We start from the raw sequence: 18,028 nt of genomic DNA, 5'->3' as shown, positions 1-18,028 counted from the left end.
AGATCGCAGCCTTCGGCAGCTCCTACAGGTGTACGCCAATCCATGTAGGAGCTGCCGAAGGCTGCGATCTTTTGATCTTTGCTTTAATGCCCCATGAGCCAATGCTGATGCGGCCCCGGCAAGGTCCAGATGCCGAACAGGATCACCAGTAACCCGCCCGTCATCCGCACGCTGCGTTTGCGCAACAACGCAGTGACCCGCTCAGCCGCCAACCCCGTGGCGAGCAACATCGGCCAGGTGCCCAACCCGAACGCGAGCATTAAAAGCGCACTGTCCAGCGCATTGCCCTGACTCGCCGACCACAGCAACGTGCTGTAAACCAACCCGCACGGCAGCCAGCCCCAGAGCGCGCCCAGCAGTAACGCGCGGGGTACGTTCGACACCGGCAACAGTTTGTTGGCAACAGGCTGGATGTGCCGCCACAGGCCGCGACCGAGGCTTTCGATGCGGGTCAGGCCGCTCCACCAGCCGGCGAGGTAGAGGCCCATGGCGACCAACAGTAATCCGGCGATGACGCGCATGAACATCGCCGCCGGGCTGTTGGCCACCGCCCAGCCCGCCAGACCGATCAGCAGGCCGGCCGTTGCATAGCTGAGAATTCGCCCCAGGTTGTAGGCCAGCAGCAGTCGAAAGCGACGGCTGCGTTGCTCCTTGGGAATCGCCAGGGTCAACGCGCCCATCAAGCCGCCGCACATGCCCAGGCAATGCCCGCCACCAAGCAGACCGAGAATCACCGCAGACACCAGCAGCGGCGCCAACTCAAGCATGGGGTGGCGCCTTATCGTCCGGTTTGGCCGGGTGACTGCTGGCTTCGTCGACTGCGGCCTTGTGGTTCGGATCCTGGTCGTCAAACAGGATGCTGTGGGCCGGGCCGTCAAGGTCGTCGTACTGACCGCTGTCGACTGCCCAGAAGAAGATATAAATAGCGATGGCCACGATCAGCAGCGCGGCCGGGATCATCACGTAGAGAGCTGGCATCTGGACTCCATGCCCGCGCGGCTCAGGCCGGCAGCGGACGGGTTTCTGGCGTGGCGCTGACCGCAGGCGTGTTTGGCATGCGAGTCAGGCGCAGGGCGTTCAGCACCACGGTCAACGAACTGATGGACATGCCGACTGCGGCCCATACCGGAGTGATCCAGCCGAGGGCGGCGAACGGCAACATGAGGCCATTGTACAGCCCGGCCCACAGCAGGTTCTCGATGATTACCCGGCGGGTGCGTCGAGCCAGGCTAAAGGCTTGGACCAATGCATCGAGGCGGTTCGACAGCAGTACGGCGTCGGCACTGGTTTTCGCCAGATCGGTGGCCGAACCCATGGCCACGCTGATGTCGGCGGCGGCCAGCACTGGCACGTCGTTGACTCCGTCACCGAGCATCAACACCTTGCGGCCTTCCTTGTGCAGCTGTTGCAGGACCTGCAATTTGTCGTCCGGGCGCAAGCCGCCGCGGGCTTCATCGATGCCCAGTTCGGCGGCGACACTGGCGACCATCGGCGAGCTGTCGCCGGACAGCAGCAGCGTGCGCCAGCCGCGAGCCTTGCAGGCGGCGAGCAGGGCGGGTGCATCGGCACGCAGACGGTCGTCGAGAACGAACCATGCCAAAGGTCCCTGGCTGTCGCCGAGCAACAGCCATTGGCCGGCTTCGTCCGGCATTAACGGCACGACAGCGTTACTGAGTCCACAGACAAAACCCGGTTGGCCGATGCGCAAGCGTTGCTCACCGACCAAGCCTTCGAGGCCAAGCCCCGGCGTGCTGTGGACTTCTTCGGCGGCCAGCGGCGCCCGGCCAAATGCACGGGCGATCGGATGTTCAGAGCGGTTTTCCAGTGCAGCGGCGAGGCTCAGGCATTGATCGCTGTTGAGTTCGCCGAGCGGGCGGATCGAACGCAGCGCCAGGCGCCCTTCGGTAAGCGTGCCGGTCTTGTCGAAAATCACCGTGTCGATCTGGTTCAGGCCTTCCAGCACATGGCCGCGAGTCAGCAGCAAACCCAGTTTGTGCAGCGTTCCGGTGGCGGCAGTGAGGGCGGTTGGCGTGGCCAGGGACAGGGCGCACGGGCACGTCGCAACGAGCATCGCCAACACAATCCAGAAGGCTCGCGACGAATCCAGTTCCCACCAGATCAGGCCGATGACGGCAGCGGCAATCAGCGACAGCAGCAGAAACCATTGCGCGGCGCGGTCGGCAATTTCCGCCAGTCGCGGCTTCTCGGCCTGAGCACGATCCAGCAGGCGGACGATGGCGGACAGTCGGGTATCTTGACCCAGCGCCAGGACTTCCACGGTCAGCGCACCTTCGACGTTCAAGGTGCCGGCGGTGACGGCATCGCCCGGCGTGCGCGGTTGCGGCAGGTATTCGCCGGTGAGCAGGGATTCGTCGATGCTCGACTGGCCTTCGAGGATCTTGCCGTCAGCCGGGAGGATCGCGCCGGGGTGCACCAGCACCTGATCACCCACGCGCAGTTCACTCAGCAGGATTCGCTCGCTCTGGCCGTCGGCACTCAGGCGCAGACACGAGGCGGGCAATAGATTGACGAGTTGTGCGGTGGCGGCGGCGGTGCGTTCGCGGGCGCGACGCTCGAGATAACGTCCGGCCAGCAGGAACAGCGCGAACATGCCGACCGCATCGAAATACAGCTCACCGACGCCGGTGATCGAGGTCCAGATCCCGGCGATGTAGGCACTGCCAATCGCCAGCGATACCGAGACGTCCATGGTCAGGTGGCGGGTGCGCAAGTCGCGCATGGCGCCTTTGAAGAATGGTGCGCAGCTGTAGAACACGATCGGTGTGGTGAGGAACAGCGCGACCCAGCGCAGGATGGTGTGCAGCTCTGGGCTGAGGTCGATGTTGAATTCCGGCCAGGTGGCCATGGTCGCCATCATCGCCTGGAACCACAGCAGCCCGGCCACGCCGAGTTGGCGCAGGGCCAGGCGGTTTTCGCTGGCCAGTTGTTCACTGGCGCGGTCGGCCTGATAGGGGTGGGCGGCGTAACCGATGTGGCGCAATTCGCTGAGTACCTGGCTCAGCGGCAGTTGCGCATCGGCCCATCGTACGTGCAGGCGATGGTTGGACAGGTTCAGGCGCGCTTCGGCTACCGCCGGCAAGCCACGCAGGTGTTTCTCGATCAGCCAGCCGCAGGCGGCGCAACTGATGCCTTCCATCAACAGGGTGGTTTCGGCCAGTTCGCCTTCGTGGCGAACGAAGGGGGCTTGCACGTCGGCGCGGTCATAAAGCGCCAGTTCGTCCACTAACTGCACCGGCAGCGCTTCGGGGTTGGCCGATGACTCGCTGCGATGCTGGTAATAGGTTTCCAGTCCGCCGGCCACGATGGCTTCGGCCACGGCCTGACAACCCGGGCAGCAGAACTCGCGGGTTTCACCGAGGACGGCAGCGGTGAAGCGGCTGCCGGCCGGGACGGGCAGGGCGCAGTGGTAGCAGGGGAGTGGAGTGGTCATGAGGAGAAGTCTATATCGTCCGGGAAAGGCTCATGCCTGTAGGAGCTGACGAGTGAAACGAGGCTGCGATCTTTTGATGTTGTTTTGAAAGAGCAAGATCAAAAGATCGCAGCCTCGTTTCACTCGACAACTCCTACAAGTGTTCGGCGCCTTGCAGCGGTTCATCACCCAGCAGGAGATCCTTGTCATGGCTGACCTGTTCTTCTTCGAACATGCGCCAGGTCTTGTCATCCTGTACGCCCAGCAGTTCTACAAAGCGTCGACCGTCGACCTTGTCGTTCAACTGGCCAATGTAGCGGCCCTGTTCGGTTTCGCTGCGTGCCAGGGTGATTTTGCGATCTTTCTCTGGCTGGGTCGGCGAGATCAGGTTCAGCTCCAGGGTTTTCGGTTGGCTGTTGCCGCTCAGGCGCAGGTCGACTTCACCGGTCACATCGTCCAGATGCACGCTGGCGCGCAGCAGCAGGGTCTGCGCCAGCAGCTCACGGTCGAGGGAGCGGTTGATGCCTTTGCCGGCCTCGTAATAGTTGTCGTTGACCAGGTTGTCCGGGTTTTTCACCGCGATCGTCACCATGGACAAGGTCAGGGTCACGGAACACGCCAGGATGGCAATGATGATCCACGGCCAAAGGTGCTTGTACCAGGGACTTGCGGCAGTTGCTGTGGGCATGATCATTTCTCTCAACGAACTTGTGGGCCGATGAACCGGCTCTTGGCTTCAATGTGGACGCTGTCGTCATCGGCATCCTTGAGGATGAATTTCACCTCGTTGGTGCTCGATGGCAGTTTCTCCGGTGCGCTGGACAGTTCGACCGGCTGGCTGAAAATCTCCCCGGCGGCGACTTTGATTTCGCGCTTGCCTTGCAGCTTGAGGTCTGGCAGGCCAGTGGCTTCCAGCACGTAGGTGTGGTCGCGCTGATCCTTGTTCATGATCTTCAGGCTGTAGACGTTTTCGATCCGGCCTTCGGCATTTTCGCGATACAACACGCGGTCTTTGCTGACGTCGAAACCGACCAGCGAACGCATGAAGAACGCGGTCATCAGCAAAGCGATCATCGCCAGCAGGACCGTGGCATAGCCGATCAGGCGCGGACGCAGTTTATTGGTTTTTTGCCCGGACAGGTTGTGCTCGGTGGTGTAGCTGATCAGGCCGCGCGGGTAGTCCATCTTGTCCATGATGCTGTCGCAGGCATCGATGCAGGCCGCACAGCCGATGCATTCGACTTGCAGGCCATCGCGGATGTCGATACCGGTCGGGCAGACCTGGACGCACATGGTGCAGTCGATGCAGTCGCCCAGGCCCATGGCCTTGTAGTCGACACCTTTCTTGCGCGGCCCGCGGCCTTCACCACGACGCGGGTCGTAGGAAACGATCAGGGTGTCTTTATCGAACATCACGCTCTGGAAGCGCGCGTACGGGCACATGTAAATGCACACCTGCTCGCGCAACCAGCCGGCATTGCCGTAGGTGGCGAGGGTGAAGAAACCGACCCAGAAATACGACCAGCCGTCGGCTTCGCCGGTGAAGAAGTCGATGGTCAGTTCGCGGATCGGCGAGAAGTAACCCACGAAGGTCATGCCGGTCACGAAGCCGATCAACAGCCACATCGTGTGTTTGCTGAATTTGCGCAGGAATTTGTTGGCGCTCATGGGCGCTTTGTCGAGCTTGATGCGCTGGTTGCGGTCGCCTTCGGTGACCTTCTCGCACCACATGAAAATCCAGGTCCAGACACTTTGCGGGCAGGTATAGCCGCACCAGACCCGCCCGGCGTACACGGTAATGAAGAACAGGCCGAAGGCGCTGACGATCAGGATCCCCGAGAGCAGGATGAAGTCCTGAGGCCAGAAGGTTGCGCCAAAGATGAAGAATTTGCGTTCCGGCAGGTTCCACCAGACTGCCTGATGGCCACCCCAGCTCAGCCAGACCGTACCGAAATACAGCAGAAACAGCCCGGCACCGCCCATCATCCGCAGGTTGCGGAACAGGCCGGTGAAGGCGCGGGTGTAGATTTTTTCTCGAGAGGCGTAGAGGTCGACGCTGTTGTTCGCGTTCTTGGCAGGGGTGACGTCGTGTACCGGAATCTGGTTGCTCATCATTGCATCCCACGGCAGTGGAAAAATGCCTCGGTCAGTACGTGCCGACCGCGGTCAAAAAGAGGTGTTGCAGTGGCGCAATGATACGCCTGTCGCTCTAGGTCAAGGGTGCGACCTTTGGTCGCGTTGGGGAAAAATCGTGGATGGTGTAGCAGATGTAACAAAACGTGATGCAAGTCAATTGACTTTTGAGTATAGCTGCTTGCTCAGTGCTCGTTAGAGCATGTTCATTATTCTAAACTAACGAAATGTCGGACATATATTCTATTGGTTTGTAAGTTATATTTAATTGCGAGTTGTCAGGGCTCAATGTATTTTGCGGATTCAACGCAATGGCCGCGGAGAGCGGCTGATCAATATCAATGGGAATGGATTTCTATGAAGTTATCAATGGATAAATGGCTGGCGTGCTACGCCTTGGTTTTAATTAATTGCTTTGGTGTAACTGTTGCTCTTGCAGAAACTCCGCAGCACTGGGTGTTTGCCTCTGATTCGCAATATCCCTGGAGTGATCTTACCGATGAGGGTGAACCAGATCCCAATAAGGAAGCTCGATCAAAAGAGTTGATCGAATTGCAATATTCCGATATCGCGAGCTTCAGAAGCCTTAATGGCGGCGCGCACGGTATACCTGTAATGATTAATGGAGATATTACGGCGTTCGGCCATGGGAATGAGCGTTCGTACATGAGGGGCGTTTTCGAGAAAAAATTGCTGGGGCTGTATGACTATGGCTTGGGTAATCATGATTATGCCAATAACGTAAATGATTGTTTCTTGAATAATTGTGCAGCCGGAAGTATCAACGATCTCAAGGCGCGTTATTGGGGGAAGGGGGTGTCCATGGATCTGGCAGCAAGAAGTGGAGGCCTTGGAACAATTTATTATGGCAGTCTCGCCTACTCAAAGAGTTTTGGTGATGTACATGTTGTCCAATTGAATAATGAGCCGACTTATACCGTCAGTTTCACTTCGGGTAATCCGTTTTCTCGAACATCCTTTGAAATTACGGATGCGCTGGATTGGCTCGAACGTGATCTGAAAAACGCGAGAGCACAGGGCAAGATCATTATTCTCAATATGCACAAGGTTTATCGGTGGGACGGTAGCGACGATCAGATTTCGAGATTCAAGCAGATGATCGAGAAATACAAAGTGACGGCAGTCTTTGCTGGGCATGATCACTGGGGCGCCGGGGCTTATTTCGATTGGGACAAATCGAAGCATTTTGGTAGTGTGCCGGTATTTTTAAGCGGCGCTGCTTCTCAGCAAACCTATCTGATTGCCAGTTTTTCCGAGGACAAGCAACATCTGTCAGTCAGTGTTGTGAGAAACAGTAACTGGCCAAGCCGAAAAGTCGACAAGGTCATTCCTGTCCTCAAGTAAAGCGGCCGAAATAAAAACGGCCCCGCCAATTCACATTGGCGGGGCCGTTTGTTGTTGCGGTCAAGCGTTTGCCTTACTGGGCGTCCGCCACTGGCGCTTTCTCACCGTGAGAGAGGCTGTAGACGTAAGCGGCCAGCAGGTGAACCTTGTCGTTGCCTTGCAGCTGTTCTTGCGCAGGCATCTGGCCCTGACGGCCGTAACGGATGGTCTGCTGCAGTTGAGCGAAGCTCGAACCGTAGATGAACGCGCCCGGGTGGGTCAGGTCAGGTGCGCCCATGGCTGGCGTACCTTTGCCTGCCGGACCGTGGCATGCCACGCAGTTGGCAGCGAACAGCTTCTGGCCGGCTACCGGGTCAGCCTTGGTGCCTTCCGGCAGTTTGCGGCCATCGAGGTTGGTCAGTACGAACGCGGCAACGTTCGCAACGCCTTGCTCGCCGATCACTTCAGCCCACGCCGGCATGACCGCGTGACGACCGCCCATGATGGTGGTCTTGATGGTTTGTGCTTCGCCGCCCCAGCGCCAGTCGGCGTCGGTCAGGTTAGGGAAGCCATAAGCGCCTTTAGCGTCAGAACCGTGGCAGACCGAGCAGTTGGAGGCGAACAGGCGGCCACCCATCTTCAGGGCTTGCGGGTCCTTGGCGACTTCTTCGATTGGCATGGAAGCGAATTTGGCGAAGATCGGGCCGAACTTGGCGTCCGACTTGGCCATTTCCTTTTCCCACTCGTGAACGCCGGTCCAGCCGCTCTGGCCGTTGGCGAACGCGGTCTGCTTGTCGTTGTCGAGGTAGTTGTAACCCGGCAACAGGCCTTTCCAGTTACCCAGGCCCGGGTACAGCACCAGGTAGCCCAGGGCGAAGATGATGGTGCCCACGAACAGCATGAACCACCATTTCGGCAGCGGGTTGTCGTACTCCTCGATCCCGTCGAAGGAGTGGCCAACCGTTTCTTCGGTGGCTTCGCTGCGCTGGCCCTTGCGGGTGGACAGCAGCAGCCAGGTCAGGGCGAAGATCGTGCCGAGACTGAGGACTGTGACGTACAGACTCCAGAACGTAGTCATTCTTTGTTACTCCTAGAAGCTTGCTCGACGTGCTTGATGGCTTCGGGATCATCCGCGAAAGGCAGCAAGGTCGCGTCTTCAAACTCCGACTTGCGCTTGGGGCTGAATACCCACAACGCCAGACCGATGAAGGCCACCATCACAACAACGGTGCCCAGGCCACGAATCATCCCGATATCCATCTAAATCACCGTTTGCTTTTGATGATGGTGCCCAGGCCTTGCAGATAGGCCACCAGCGCGTCCATTTCGGTTTTGCCCTTCACAGCATCCTTGGCGCCGGCGATGTCTTCGTCGGTGTAAGGGACGCCGAGCGTGCGCAAGACTTCCAGTTTCTTGGCGGTGTCTTTGCCGTCGAGCTTGTTTTCCACGAGGAACGGGTAGGCCGGCATTTTCGACTCAGGCACTACGTTGCGCGGGTTGTACAAGTGCGCACGCTGCCAGTCATCGGAGTAACGACCACCGACACGGGCCAGGTCTGGACCGGTACGCTTGGAACCCCACAGGAACGGGTGGTCCCAGACGCTTTCACCGGCGACCGAGTAGTGGCCGTAACGTTCGGTTTCAGCACGGAACGGGCGGATCATCTGCGAGTGGCAGCCGACACAACCGTTGGCGATATAGACGTCGCGTCCTTCAACTTCAAGGGCGGTGCGAGGCTTCATGCCCTCGACCGGCTTGTTGGTGACGTCCTGGAAAAACAGCGGAACGATCTGGGTCAGGCCGCCGATGCTGACGGCGATAACCATGAAGAAGGCCAGCAGGCCAATATTCTTCTCGACTGCTTCATGCTTCATCAGTGAGCTCCAACTACAGCAATCTGTTCAGCAGCTTTGGCTTCAGCCGGGTTCGAGGCACGTACGGTACGCCATACGTTGTAGGCCATGAACAGCATGCCGCTGGCGAAGAACGCACCGCCCAGGGCGCGAACGATGAAACCAGGATGGCTGGCTTGCAGCGCTTCGACGAACGAGTAGGTGAGGGTGCCGTCGTCGTTGATTGCACGCCACATCAGACCCTGGGTAATGCCGTTGACCCACATCGAAGCGATGTACAGAACGGTACCGATGGTCGCGAGCCAGAAGTGCGTGTTGATCAGGCCGATGCTGTGCATCTGCACACGACCGAACAGTTTCGGGATCATGTGATAGATCGCGCCGATCGAGATCATCGCTACCCAGCCCAAGGCACCGGCGTGTACGTGGCCGATGGTCCAGTCAGTGTAGTGAGACAGCGAGTTGACGGTCTTGATGGCCATCATCGGGCCTTCGAAGGTCGACATGCCGTAGAAGGCCAGCGACACAACGAGGAAGCGCAGGATCGGGTCGGTGCGCAACTTATGCCAGGCGCCCGACAGGGTCATCATGCCGTTGATCATGCCGCCCCAGCTTGGTGCCAGCAGGATGATCGACATCGCCATGCCCAGCGACTGAGCCCAGTCCGGCAGCGCAGTGTAGTGCAGGTGGTGCGGACCGGCCCAGATGTACAGGGTGATCAGCGCCCAGAAGTGCACGATCGACAGGCGATAGGAGTAGATCGGACGCTCGGCCTGCTTCGGAACGAAGTAATACATCATCCCCAGGAAGCCGGTGGTCAGGAAGAAACCGACCGCGTTGTGGCCGTACCACCACTGGATCATCGCGTCAGTCGCACCGGCGTAGGCCGAGTAGGACTTGAACAAGCTGACCGGCAGGGAGGCGTGGTTGACGATGTGCAGCATCGCGGTCACAACGATGAAGGCACCGTAGAACCAGTTACCCACATAGATGTGCTTGGTTTTGCGCTTGGTGATGGTGCCGAAGAACACCAGACCGTAAGTAACCCAGACGATGGCCAGCAGAATAGCCAGGGGCCATTCCAGTTCCGCGTATTCCTTGGTGGTGGTGTAACCCAGCGGCAAGGTAACGATCGCGCCGACGATCACCGCTTGCCAACCCCAGAAGGTGAAGGCGGCGAGGCGGTCGGAAATCAGTCGCGTTTGGCAGGTTCGCTGCACGACGTAATAAGAAGTGGCAAACAGTGCACAACCACCGAAGGCGAAAATCACCAGGTTGGTGTGCAACGGGCGTAAGCGTCCAAAAGTCGTCCACGGCAGACCGAAGTTCAATTCCGGCCATACAAGCTGTGAGGCGATGAAGACACCGAGCCCCATGCCAAGGATCCCCCAGACCACCGTCATGATGGCGAACTGGCGGACTACCTTATAGTTATAAGCAGTCGGACTGATTGCTGTGCTCATTCTAAGGTTCCACGGTTTGGGTGTTTTATTAGGAGTAAAAATCGGCCGCAAGTATGGAGAAAGCGGGGGGTCATTGCAACGCGCCATGACCTGGGTCAATGCTTTCAAAAGCTGATTCTGCGGCCTTTCCATGCGCCGCGTAAGGACAAAATTGCCCAAGGGCAAAATGTCGCAGCAGACGAAAATGGTGAGGGGGTCAGGTCGGATGTAACGGGGTGTGTTCAAACACAACGATCGGGTGATAGATGGCAATTGGCACGACAGCCGGTATCTACCAGCCTTTGCGGCTTGTCATCGAGCAGATTCGTCGAGCACATCGGGTTGGGTCGACCTGGAACCGGCTCATGCCAGTCCGCATCGGAGAAGCTTAGACCCAAATCTGGGGAACCGAAAGGAGGACTAACGGAGGGTGCGACACTTGGTCGCAAAGGGGCAGGGAACTGCCGCATCCGGGAGAATGCGGCAGCAGAGCGGTCGAGATTTATTCGTGTTTGCCTTCAGCCTGCAAACGCTCGGTGGTCAGTCCATGAGACAAGCTGTAAACGTAAGCGGCCAGCAGTTGCACCTTGTCGTTGCCGAGCAGTTCGTTCTGCGCCGGCATATGGCCTTGGCGACCATGACGAATCGTCTGTTGCAGTTGCGCCAGGCTTGTTCCGTAGATAAAACCGGCCGGTTGCGACAGATTCGGCGCGCCCATGGCTTCAGTGCCCTGGCCGTTTGCACCATGACAGGCTACGCACATGGTGCTGAACGCTTGCTGTCCGGCATGCAGGTCGGCACCGTTGTCGGCCGGCAACGGCAGGCCGGCCAGGTCATGGCGCACATAAGCCGCGACGTTCTTCACGCCGGCATCACCAAGGATTTCACCCCAGGCCGGCATCGCGGCCATGCGACCACCCATGATCGTGGTTTTGATGGTGTCAGCGTTGCCGCCCCAGCGCCAGCTGGTGTCCGCCAGGTTTGGAAAGCCAAAAGCACCCTTGGCATCCGAGCCGTGGCAGACCGCGCAATTGGAGGCAAACAGGCGACCGCCCATTTTCAACGCTAGCGGGTCCGTGGCCACTTCTTCGACGGGCATCGCCGCGAATTTGGCGAAGATCGGTCCGAACTTCGCATCGGCCTTGTTCATCTCCTTTTCCCACTCGTGGACGCCGGTCCAGCCGTCCTCGTAACCCGGCAGAATGCCTTTCCAGTTGCCCAGGCCGGGGTAAAGCACCAGATAGCCCACGGCAAATACCAGCGTGCCGGCGAACAGCATGAACCACCATTGCGGCAGCGGATTGTCGTACTCCTCGATGCCGTCGAAGCTGTGGCCCATGGTCTGGTCGACGCTGCCCTTGGTTTCGCCCTTGCGGGTGCCGATCAGCAGCCAGGTCAGGCCGATCAGGCTGCCGATGGTCAGTACGCAAATCCACGTACTCCAGAAGGTGGTCATGGCCGGGTACTCCTTGTTTCAGGTTCTTGGGTGGCGTCATCGGGTAGAGGTTCATCGGCGAACGGCAGCAAACGCGCTTCGGCGAATTCCGGATTGCGCTTGCCGTTGAACACCCACAGCGTCAGGCCGACGAAGGCCACGAACACCACGACCGTGCCCAGGCCGCGGATCATTCCACTGCTCATTTCGCTTATTATTTCAAAGGGCATGGCCATGGCTCACCTCTTGCTCTTGATGGATGTGCCGAGCACTTGCAGGTAAGCGACCAGCGCGTCCATTTCGGTCATGCCCTTGAGCGAGGCAACTGAGCCTGCGATGTCGTCGTCGGTGTACGGGACGCCGAGGGTGCGCATCGCCTTGATCTTGCTTTCGGTGTGGCTGCTGTCGAGTTGATTGGCCACCAGCCATGGATAGCCGGGCATTTTCGATTCCGGCACCACGTTGCGCGGGTTGTACAAGTGCGCGCGGTGCCAGTCTTCGGAGTAGCGACCGCCGACCCGGGCCAGGTCCGGACCGGTGCGTTTCGAGCCCCACAGGAACGGGTGATCCCAGACGCTTTCACCGGCTACCGAGTAGTGGCCGTAGCGTTCGGTCTCGGCGCGAAACGGGCGGATCATCTGCGAATGGCAGCCGACGCAGCCTTCGCGGATGTAAATGTCGCGACCTTCCAGTTGCAGCGCGGTGTAGGGCTTCATGCCTTCCACCGGCTTATTGGTCACGTCCTGGAAGAACAGCGGGACGATCTGGGTCAGGCCGCCGATGCTCACGGCCAGCACCATCAACAACATCAGCAGGCCGACGTTTTTCTCGATTGTTTCGTGTTTCATGGCGGCCTCCTCAGGCGATCTGCGCGGCAGCGGCGACTTCGGCAGGCTGCGAGGCCCGCGCGGTGCGCCAGGTGTTGTAGGCCATCAGCAGCATGCCGCTGAAGAAGATCGCACCGCCTACCAGACGCACGACGAAGCCTGGGTGGCTGGCCACCAGGGTTTCGACGAAGGAGTAGGTCAGCGTGCCGTCTTCGTTGACGGCGCGCCACATGAGGCCCTGGGCGATGCCGTTGACCCACATCGAAGCGATGTAGAGCACGGTGCCGATGGTGGCGAGCCAGAAGTGCGCGTTGATCAGGCCGATGCTGTGCATCTGCGTGCGACCGAAGATTTTCGGGATCATGTGGTACAGCGCACCGATGGAGATCATCGCGACCCAACCGAGGGCGCCGGCGTGAACGTGGCCGATGGTCCAGTCGGTGTAGTGGGAGAGGGCGTTGACCGTTTTGATGGCCATCATCGGCCCTTCGAAGGTCGACATGCCGTAGAACGCCAGAGAGACCACCAGGAAGCGCAGGATCGGGTCGCTGCGCAACTTATGCCAGGCGCCCGAAAGTGTCATCATCCCGTTGATCATCCCGCCCCAGCTCGGCGCCAGCAGGATCAGCGACATCACCATGCCCAGCGACTGTGCCCAGTCCGGCAGCGCGGTGTAGTGCAAGTGGTGCGGACCGGCCCAGATGTACAGGGTGATCAGCGCCCAGAAGTGCACGATCGACAAGCGATAGGAATACACCGGACGCTCGGCCTGTTTCGGCACGAAGTAGTACATCATCCCGAGGAAACCGGCGGTGAGGAAAAAGCCTACGGCGTTGTGCCCGTACCACCACTGAACCATGGCATCGGTCGCACCCGCGTACACCGAGTAGGACTTGGTGAAACTCACCGGCAGCTCAAGGTTGTTGACGATGTGCAGAATCGCCACGGTGATGATGAACGCACCGAAGAACCAGTTGCCGACGTAGATGTGCTTGGTCTTGCGCTTGGCCAGTGTGCCGAAGAACACCACGGCGTAGGCGACCCAGACGATGGTGATCAGAATGTCGATCGGCCATTCCAGCTCGGCGTATTCCTTGGAGCTGGTGTAACCCAGCGGCAGGCTGATGGCCGCCAGCAGAATCACCACTTGCCAGCCCCAGAAGCAGAACGCGGCGATTTTTGGCGCAAACAGTTGTGTCTGGCAGGTGCGTTGCACCGAATAGAACGAACTGGCGAACAGGGCGCAACCGCCGAAAGCGAAGATCACTGCGTTGGTGTGCAACGGGCGCAAACGCCCGAAGCTGGTCCACGGCAGATTGAAGTTGAGTTCAGGCCAGACCAATTGAGCCGCGAGAAAAACCCCGAGCCCCATGCCGACGATGCCCCACACCACCGTCATAATGGCGAATTGGCGGACCACCTTGTAGTTGTAGGCGGTACTGATAGAAGTGTTCATGGTTCCCCATCCACGGTTCAGCCGAAGTGAGCGCGAGCAGCGCGTCCTTCGTCTGGAGTTATAGGCAGACTAAAAGCGAGGCAAGCATGGACAAAGAGCACAAGGCCAGTATTGACGGGGATCAATGGGCGCGGTGTGTGCAGGATCATGGATGGTTGTGGAATGAGGCCTCAGCGCCGGCATCGGCGACGTTGATCCTTGCCCATGGCGCCGGTGCGCCGATGGACAGCGGCTGGATGAACGACATGGCTGCGCGCCTTGCTGCATCTGGGATCAACGTGCTGCGCTTCGAGTTTCCGTACATGGCGCAACGGCGTGTTGATGGGGGTAAGCGTCCACCGAACCCGGCACCGAAACTGCTCGAGTGTTGGCGTGAGGTCTATGCGGTGGTGCGACGCCATGTCGCTGGGCGTCTGGCCGTGGGGGGCAAGTCCATGGGCGGGCGGATGGCGAGTTTGTTGGCGGATGAATTGGGGGCGGATACGCTGGTGTGCCTCGGGTATCCGTTTTATGCGGTGGGGAAACCGGAGAAGCCTCGGGTTGAGCATTTGGCCGCGCTGAACACGCGGACGTTAATTGTTCAGGGCGAACGGGATGCGTTGGGCAATCGTGAGGCGGTCGAGGGTTACACGCTTTCGCCTAGTATCGAGATGAAGTGGTTGGTGGCGGGGGATCATGACCTGAAGCCGTTGAAGGCTTCAGGGTTTACTCACGAGCAGCATTTGTCGACTGCGGCGCAGGCCGTGGCTAAATTCGTGTTGCGATGACCCTGCTTAGCAACTGACTTATGAGGGGTTACTTGTCAGATTGAACACGCCGTTAGGGGACTTGAGGTTGGAACTGAATGTGGCTTCAAAGTTACCTGTGCTAATTCCGCTTGTCGGGTCGAGTTTAATAGATACGGAAGCTGAAAGCGCATCTCTGCATGTGAAGCCACCATTGCTGGTCATATAACAATGCGAAAAGGTAAGTCCTTGTTCTCCTAGGCTAAACTTTTTTTCGATAACGTTTTCATCAGTGTAATCAAGCGTGAATGAGTAGAGGAAAAGATCCTTTGTTTCGTGGGAGCCGATCCAGGCATCCCAAGCCCAATACACCCGACCAAATGGAGAGTTGAAAAGTTGCAGTGACGCTGTGGTCGCTTCTGTCCACGCTGGGCCTGAGTCGAAGCGCCACCTGAAAGTGCCCGGTGGCGCTGGGTAAGCGTTTTGTGTTGTTGCCGCTAACAGACGTTCAAGATTGGTATCCATCGTAAGTCCCTTACGGTATTGCATCGGCATCTGCCGATGTCACAAGGGGCAGCGTGGGGCATCTGCAGAGAAAAAATAACTGTTACAGTTGACAGTTGTTTTTTTATCTTTTTTGTGAGGGTGAGTTTGCTTGTCAAGAAGAGTTTATGGTGTTAGTGATCGCCAATTAATGCGGCGGCGACAGAAAAGTCTCAGGATTGCGATCTGTCAGGCGCCATCGATTTCACACCGAAAATAAAAAACCCGGAAGCTCTCGCTGTCCGGGCTTTCAGGATCAAAAGATCGCAGCCTGCGGCAGCTCCTACACTGATCACCTATAGGAGCTGCCGCAGGCTGCGATCTTTTGCTTGTCAGCGGTTAAACCGCTCCACCAACGAATACTGAGTATTCGCGGTTTTGGTCAGTTCTTCACTCAACAACGCCGAGTGTTGCGCCTGTTCCGAGGTCTGATCCGCCAGGTGCGAGATGTTGCTGATGTTGCGGCTGATTTCTTCGGCCACTGCACTTTGCTCTTCGGTAGCCGCAGCGATCTGGGTGGTCATGTCGGTGATGTTGGCCACCGCTTCGCTGATCCCCACCAGTGCCTGATCCGCTTCCAATACCCGCGCAACACCTTCTTCGGCCTGGCGATGCCCGGCTTCCATGGTTTGCACCGCGGTGCTGGCGGTCTGTTGCAGCTTGGCGATCAAGGCGTGGATCTGCCCGGTGGATTCGCTGGTGCGTTGCGCCAGTTGACGGACTTCGTCAGCCACCACCGCAAAGCCACGACCCATCTCACCGGCACGGGCCGCTTCGATGGCGGCGTTCAACGCCAGCAGGTTGGTCTGGTCGGCGATGCCTTTGATCACATCGACCACGCCACCGATTTCGTCGCTGTCCTTGGCCAGTTGGGTCACGGTCAGACCGGTTTCACCGACCACCACCGACAGGCGCTGGATGGCTTCGCGGGTTTCCCCGGCGATGTCGCGGCCGCGACCGGTCAGGCGATTGGCTTCCTGAGTCGCATCGGCCGTGCGCTGTACGTGGCTGGCGACTTCCTGCGTGGTGGCGGCCATCTGGTTGACGGCGGTGGCCACTTGCTCGGTTTCGACGCGTTGGCGTTCCAGACCGTTGGAGCTGTTATGCGCCAGGGTGTCGGACTGTTTCGCTTGGTCGCTCAGGTGCTCGGCGGTGTCCTGCAGACGGGTCAGGCAGGTTTTCAGGCGGGCCTCCTGGCTGAGGATCGACATCTCCAGGCGTGCTTGAGCGCCGCGACTGTCGGTGTACATCTGCGCGATCAGCGGGTCGGAGGTGGTCTGCCCGGCCAGGTGAAGCAGACGCTTGAGGCCGCGCTGTTGCCAGCTCAACCCCAACAGACCCAATGGCACCGACAGGCCGGCGGCCAACGCAAAACCCCATTGGGAATTGAGCGACGCGCCGATCATGAAGCTCAGCTGGCTGACGAGGATGAACGGCAGCCAGTCCTGCAGCACTGGCAGCCATTTGTCCGTTGAAGGAATCGCCGACTTGCCCTGGTTGATGCGTTGGTAGAGCGCTTCGGCACGGCGGATCTGCTCGGCGGTGGGTTTGACCCGCACCGATTCGTAACCGACCACCTGATTGCCTTCGAAAACCGGCGTGACATAGGCGTTAACCCAGTAGTGATCACCGGTCTTACAGCGATTCTTGACAATGCCCATCCATGGCAAGCCTTGTTTCAATGTGCCCCACATGTGCGCGAACACCGCGGCCGGGACGTCAGGGTGACGGACCAGGTTATGCGGCGCACGGATCAGCTCTTCACGAGAGAACCCGCTGATCTCGACGAAGGCGTCGTTGCAGTAGGTGATCACGCCCTTGGCATCGGTGGTGGAAATCAACCGTTGCTGAGCCGGGAAGGTCCGTTCGCGTTGAGTAATAGGCTGGTTGTTACGCATGGCTTTTTCAATCCGCAAGGCTTTGACGGGTTGTCGGCATCGTCAGCCATTTATTGAGATTATTTTTCAGTAGTCAGTGGCGCGTCGCAAAACGACCCTTGCGTCAGCCGGCAAGCATCGGATAAGTGAACAGGCCGAAGTGCAGCAGGTTCAGGCCGAAATGGGTGGCGATGGCCGCACCCAAGCCACCAAAACGGTAGGCCAGACCATAGCCGACACCCGCCAGGCTCGCCAGCAACACCCATTGCCAGCCGGCGCCCACATGCGCCAGGCCGAACAGCAGCGAGGTGAGGAGCAGGGCGAGGTTTTCACCGTAAGGCAGGTTTTTGAAGCGCCGGGTCAGACCGCCCTGGATGTAGCCGCGAAAGAGTGCTTCCTCGACCAGGGTCACCAGCAGCAGATTGTTCAGTAGCCACAACCAGGCTTGATCCGGCCACTTCGGTGCCCAACTGATCACGCCCAGCAACAGCGCGCCACCCAAGGCCAGCACGGCATTCAGGGACAGCGCCATAGCAGTGGCATAAATGGAAAGGCGCAGCGAGCGCCGGCCGACAATCCACGGGCAGACCAGTAACAGCCAAAAGCCTATTAGTGGTTTGTCCAGATTCAGGTACATGGAAAACGGCACGGCATCGTCGGTGAATCGCTGGGGGGCGATGGCGCGACCGTTGAAGAAACCGGGAAGCCAGTGCATCGCCAGTGCCAGGGCCAGGACAATGAATAAGGCGTGACCGAGGTAGCACGCGATGGAGAGCTTTTGTTGGCGGACTGCGAAGCCGGCGAACAGCAGCAAAGCGACGGAGATGCTAGCCAGCCAACCGAGGTGGCCGTAGGTCAGTGCCGGACCATAGCCAATAGAAAGAAGGGCCAGGTAAATCCATGGCAGGGCAATCATTGAAAATCCTTGTGTCTAGAAATGTGCAAAGGGCCTCGGTCAATGTG

At 59.0% G+C, this 18,028-nt stretch carries 18 protein-coding genes; 2 read left to right on the top strand and 16 right to left on the bottom strand.

Annotation, left to right across the window (positions count from 1 at the left end; all coding sequences use genetic code 11):
• Positions 1 to 83 precede the first annotated feature (83 nt).
• The 5 genes from WLY71_RS07035 to ccoG form a co-directional block, all read right to left on the bottom strand.
• The gene (locus WLY71_RS07035; protein WP_347802992.1) at positions 84 to 767 is read right to left on the bottom strand and encodes a sulfite exporter TauE/SafE family protein; all 684 of its coding nucleotides are present in this window, start codon (positions 765 to 767) and stop codon (positions 84 to 86) included.
• Entirely contained in the window at positions 760 to 978 is a 219-nt protein-coding gene (ccoS, locus tag WLY71_RS07030; RefSeq protein WP_095634258.1) for a cbb3-type cytochrome oxidase assembly protein CcoS, read from the bottom strand. The genes WLY71_RS07035 and ccoS overlap by 8 nt, the downstream gene beginning before the upstream one ends.
• 22 nt (positions 979 to 1,000) lie before the next feature.
• The gene (locus WLY71_RS07025; RefSeq protein ID WP_347802991.1) at positions 1,001 to 3,451 is read right to left on the bottom strand and encodes a heavy metal translocating P-type ATPase; all 2,451 of its coding nucleotides are present in this window, start codon (positions 3,449 to 3,451) and stop codon (positions 1,001 to 1,003) included.
• A gap of 133 nt (positions 3,452 to 3,584) precedes the next feature.
• A complete protein-coding gene (locus tag WLY71_RS07020) occupies positions 3,585 to 4,118 on the bottom strand; it encodes a FixH family protein (RefSeq protein WP_347802990.1) in 534 nt (177 codons plus the stop codon).
• Positions 4,119 to 4,129: 11 nt separating this feature from the next.
• A complete protein-coding gene (gene ccoG / locus WLY71_RS07015) occupies positions 4,130 to 5,542 on the bottom strand; it encodes a cytochrome c oxidase accessory protein CcoG (RefSeq protein ID WP_347802989.1) in 1,413 nt (470 codons plus the stop codon).
• A gap of 390 nt (positions 5,543 to 5,932) precedes the next feature.
• Here ccoG and WLY71_RS07010 point away from each other — a divergent pair, with 390 nt between their 5' ends.
• Positions 5,933 to 6,928 carry a metallophosphoesterase family protein gene (locus WLY71_RS07010; protein WP_347802988.1) on the top strand — a complete coding sequence of 332 codons (996 nt, stop codon included), beginning with the start codon at positions 5,933 to 5,935 and terminating at the stop codon, positions 6,926 to 6,928.
• A gap of 73 nt (positions 6,929 to 7,001) precedes the next feature.
• Here the strand turns inward: WLY71_RS07010 and ccoP (WLY71_RS07005) are convergent, their stop codons facing one another.
• The 8 genes from ccoP (WLY71_RS07005) to ccoN (WLY71_RS06970) form a co-directional block, all read right to left on the bottom strand.
• A complete protein-coding gene (gene ccoP / locus WLY71_RS07005) occupies positions 7,002 to 7,985 on the bottom strand; it encodes a cytochrome-c oxidase, cbb3-type subunit III (RefSeq protein ID WP_309676386.1) in 984 nt (327 codons plus the stop codon).
• A complete protein-coding gene (locus WLY71_RS07000) occupies positions 7,982 to 8,167 on the bottom strand; it encodes a CcoQ/FixQ family Cbb3-type cytochrome c oxidase assembly chaperone (protein ID WP_003175465.1) in 186 nt (61 codons plus the stop codon). Before WLY71_RS07000 ends, ccoP (WLY71_RS07005) begins: the two co-directional genes overlap by 4 nt.
• 5 nt (positions 8,168 to 8,172) lie before the next feature.
• Positions 8,173 to 8,781, bottom strand: a complete 609-nt coding sequence (ccoO, locus tag WLY71_RS06995) for a cytochrome-c oxidase, cbb3-type subunit II (RefSeq protein WP_131059970.1) — start codon at positions 8,779 to 8,781, stop codon at positions 8,173 to 8,175.
• Complete coding sequence (gene ccoN, locus WLY71_RS06990) at positions 8,781 to 10,223, bottom strand: cytochrome-c oxidase, cbb3-type subunit I (protein WP_347802987.1); 1,443 nt, start codon at positions 10,221 to 10,223, stop codon at positions 8,781 to 8,783. Before ccoN (WLY71_RS06990) ends, ccoO (WLY71_RS06995) begins: the two co-directional genes overlap by 1 nt.
• A 481-nt stretch (positions 10,224 to 10,704) precedes the next feature.
• Positions 10,705 to 11,658 carry a cytochrome-c oxidase, cbb3-type subunit III gene (ccoP, locus tag WLY71_RS06985; RefSeq protein WP_347802986.1) on the bottom strand — a complete coding sequence of 318 codons (954 nt, stop codon included), beginning with the start codon at positions 11,656 to 11,658 and terminating at the stop codon, positions 10,705 to 10,707.
• The gene (locus WLY71_RS06980; protein WP_311132817.1) at positions 11,655 to 11,855 is read right to left on the bottom strand and encodes a cbb3-type cytochrome oxidase subunit 3; all 201 of its coding nucleotides are present in this window, start codon (positions 11,853 to 11,855) and stop codon (positions 11,655 to 11,657) included. Before WLY71_RS06980 ends, ccoP (WLY71_RS06985) begins: the two co-directional genes overlap by 4 nt.
• A gap of 21 nt (positions 11,856 to 11,876) precedes the next feature.
• A complete protein-coding gene (ccoO, locus tag WLY71_RS06975; protein WP_347802985.1) occupies positions 11,877 to 12,485 on the bottom strand; it encodes a cytochrome-c oxidase, cbb3-type subunit II in 609 nt (202 codons plus the stop codon).
• Positions 12,486 to 12,495: 10 nt separating this feature from the next.
• Positions 12,496 to 13,920, bottom strand: coding sequence for a cytochrome-c oxidase, cbb3-type subunit I (gene ccoN / locus WLY71_RS06970; protein ID WP_347802984.1), 1,425 nt, complete (start codon positions 13,918 to 13,920; stop codon positions 12,496 to 12,498).
• A gap of 86 nt (positions 13,921 to 14,006) precedes the next feature.
• On the opposite strand from ccoN (WLY71_RS06970), the gene WLY71_RS06965 reads away from it, so the two are divergent.
• Positions 14,007 to 14,687 carry an alpha/beta family hydrolase gene (locus WLY71_RS06965; protein WP_347802983.1) on the top strand — a complete coding sequence of 227 codons (681 nt, stop codon included), beginning with the start codon at positions 14,007 to 14,009 and terminating at the stop codon, positions 14,685 to 14,687.
• Between the two features lie 18 nt (positions 14,688 to 14,705).
• On the opposite strand, the gene WLY71_RS06960 is transcribed toward WLY71_RS06965, so the two are convergent.
• The 3 genes from WLY71_RS06960 to WLY71_RS06950 all read right to left on the bottom strand — a co-directional run bounded on the left by WLY71_RS06960 (position 14,706) and on the right by WLY71_RS06950 (position 17,981).
• Positions 14,706 to 15,170, bottom strand: coding sequence for a hypothetical protein (locus tag WLY71_RS06960; RefSeq protein WP_347802982.1), 465 nt, complete (start codon positions 15,168 to 15,170; stop codon positions 14,706 to 14,708).
• A gap of 350 nt (positions 15,171 to 15,520) precedes the next feature.
• The gene (locus tag WLY71_RS06955) at positions 15,521 to 17,086 is read right to left on the bottom strand and encodes a methyl-accepting chemotaxis protein (RefSeq protein ID WP_347802981.1); all 1,566 of its coding nucleotides are present in this window, start codon (positions 17,084 to 17,086) and stop codon (positions 15,521 to 15,523) included.
• Positions 17,087 to 17,189: 103 nt separating this feature from the next.
• Positions 17,190 to 17,981 (bottom strand): CPBP family intramembrane glutamic endopeptidase, encoded by a 792-nt coding sequence (locus WLY71_RS06950; protein WP_347802980.1) that lies wholly within the window; start codon positions 17,979 to 17,981, stop codon positions 17,190 to 17,192.
• Between the last annotated feature and the right edge of the window lie 47 nt (positions 17,982 to 18,028).

Source organism: Pseudomonas rossensis, assembly GCF_039888995.1.
Classification (GTDB): domain Bacteria; phylum Pseudomonadota; class Gammaproteobacteria; order Pseudomonadales; family Pseudomonadaceae; genus Aquipseudomonas; species Aquipseudomonas rossensis.
The sequence above is the reverse complement of the archived record's forward strand: the minus strand, read 5'-3'. Positions and strand labels throughout refer to the sequence as shown.

Excerpts from the sequence above, each read along its gene's own strand:
- WLY71_RS07035 (WP_347802992.1), bottom strand. The coding sequence starts at position 767 with ATGCTTGAGTTGGCGCCGCTGCTGGTGTCTGCGGTGATTCTCGGTCTG.
- ccoS (WP_095634258.1), bottom strand. The coding sequence starts at position 978 with ATGCCAGCTCTCTACGTGATGATCCCGGCCGCGCTGCTGATCGTGGCC.
- WLY71_RS07025 (WP_347802991.1), bottom strand. The coding sequence starts at position 3,451 with ATGACCACTCCACTCCCCTGCTACCACTGCGCCCTGCCCGTCCCGGCC.
- WLY71_RS07020 (WP_347802990.1), bottom strand. The coding sequence starts at position 4,118 with ATGCCCACAGCAACTGCCGCAAGTCCCTGGTACAAGCACCTTTGGCCG.
- ccoG (WP_347802989.1), bottom strand. The coding sequence starts at position 5,542 with ATGAGCAACCAGATTCCGGTACACGACGTCACCCCTGCCAAGAACGCG.
- WLY71_RS07010 (WP_347802988.1), top strand. The coding sequence starts at position 5,933 with ATGGATAAATGGCTGGCGTGCTACGCCTTGGTTTTAATTAATTGCTTT.
- ccoP (WP_309676386.1), bottom strand. The coding sequence starts at position 7,985 with ATGACTACGTTCTGGAGTCTGTACGTCACAGTCCTCAGTCTCGGCACG.
- WLY71_RS07000 (WP_003175465.1), bottom strand. The coding sequence starts at position 8,167 with ATGGATATCGGGATGATTCGTGGCCTGGGCACCGTTGTTGTGATGGTG.
- ccoO (WP_131059970.1), bottom strand. The coding sequence starts at position 8,781 with ATGAAGCATGAAGCAGTCGAGAAGAATATTGGCCTGCTGGCCTTCTTC.
- ccoN (WP_347802987.1), bottom strand. The coding sequence starts at position 10,223 with ATGAGCACAGCAATCAGTCCGACTGCTTATAACTATAAGGTAGTCCGC.
- ccoP (WP_347802986.1), bottom strand. The coding sequence starts at position 11,658 with ATGACCACCTTCTGGAGTACGTGGATTTGCGTACTGACCATCGGCAGC.
- ccoO (WP_347802985.1), bottom strand. The coding sequence starts at position 12,485 with ATGAAACACGAAACAATCGAGAAAAACGTCGGCCTGCTGATGTTGTTG.
- ccoN (WP_347802984.1), bottom strand. The coding sequence starts at position 13,920 with ATGAACACTTCTATCAGTACCGCCTACAACTACAAGGTGGTCCGCCAA.
- WLY71_RS06965 (WP_347802983.1), top strand. The coding sequence starts at position 14,007 with ATGGACAAAGAGCACAAGGCCAGTATTGACGGGGATCAATGGGCGCGG.
- WLY71_RS06960 (WP_347802982.1), bottom strand. The coding sequence starts at position 15,170 with ATGGATACCAATCTTGAACGTCTGTTAGCGGCAACAACACAAAACGCT.
- WLY71_RS06955 (WP_347802981.1), bottom strand. The coding sequence starts at position 17,086 with ATGCGTAACAACCAGCCTATTACTCAACGCGAACGGACCTTCCCGGCT.
- WLY71_RS06950 (WP_347802980.1), bottom strand. The coding sequence starts at position 17,981 with ATGATTGCCCTGCCATGGATTTACCTGGCCCTTCTTTCTATTGGCTAT.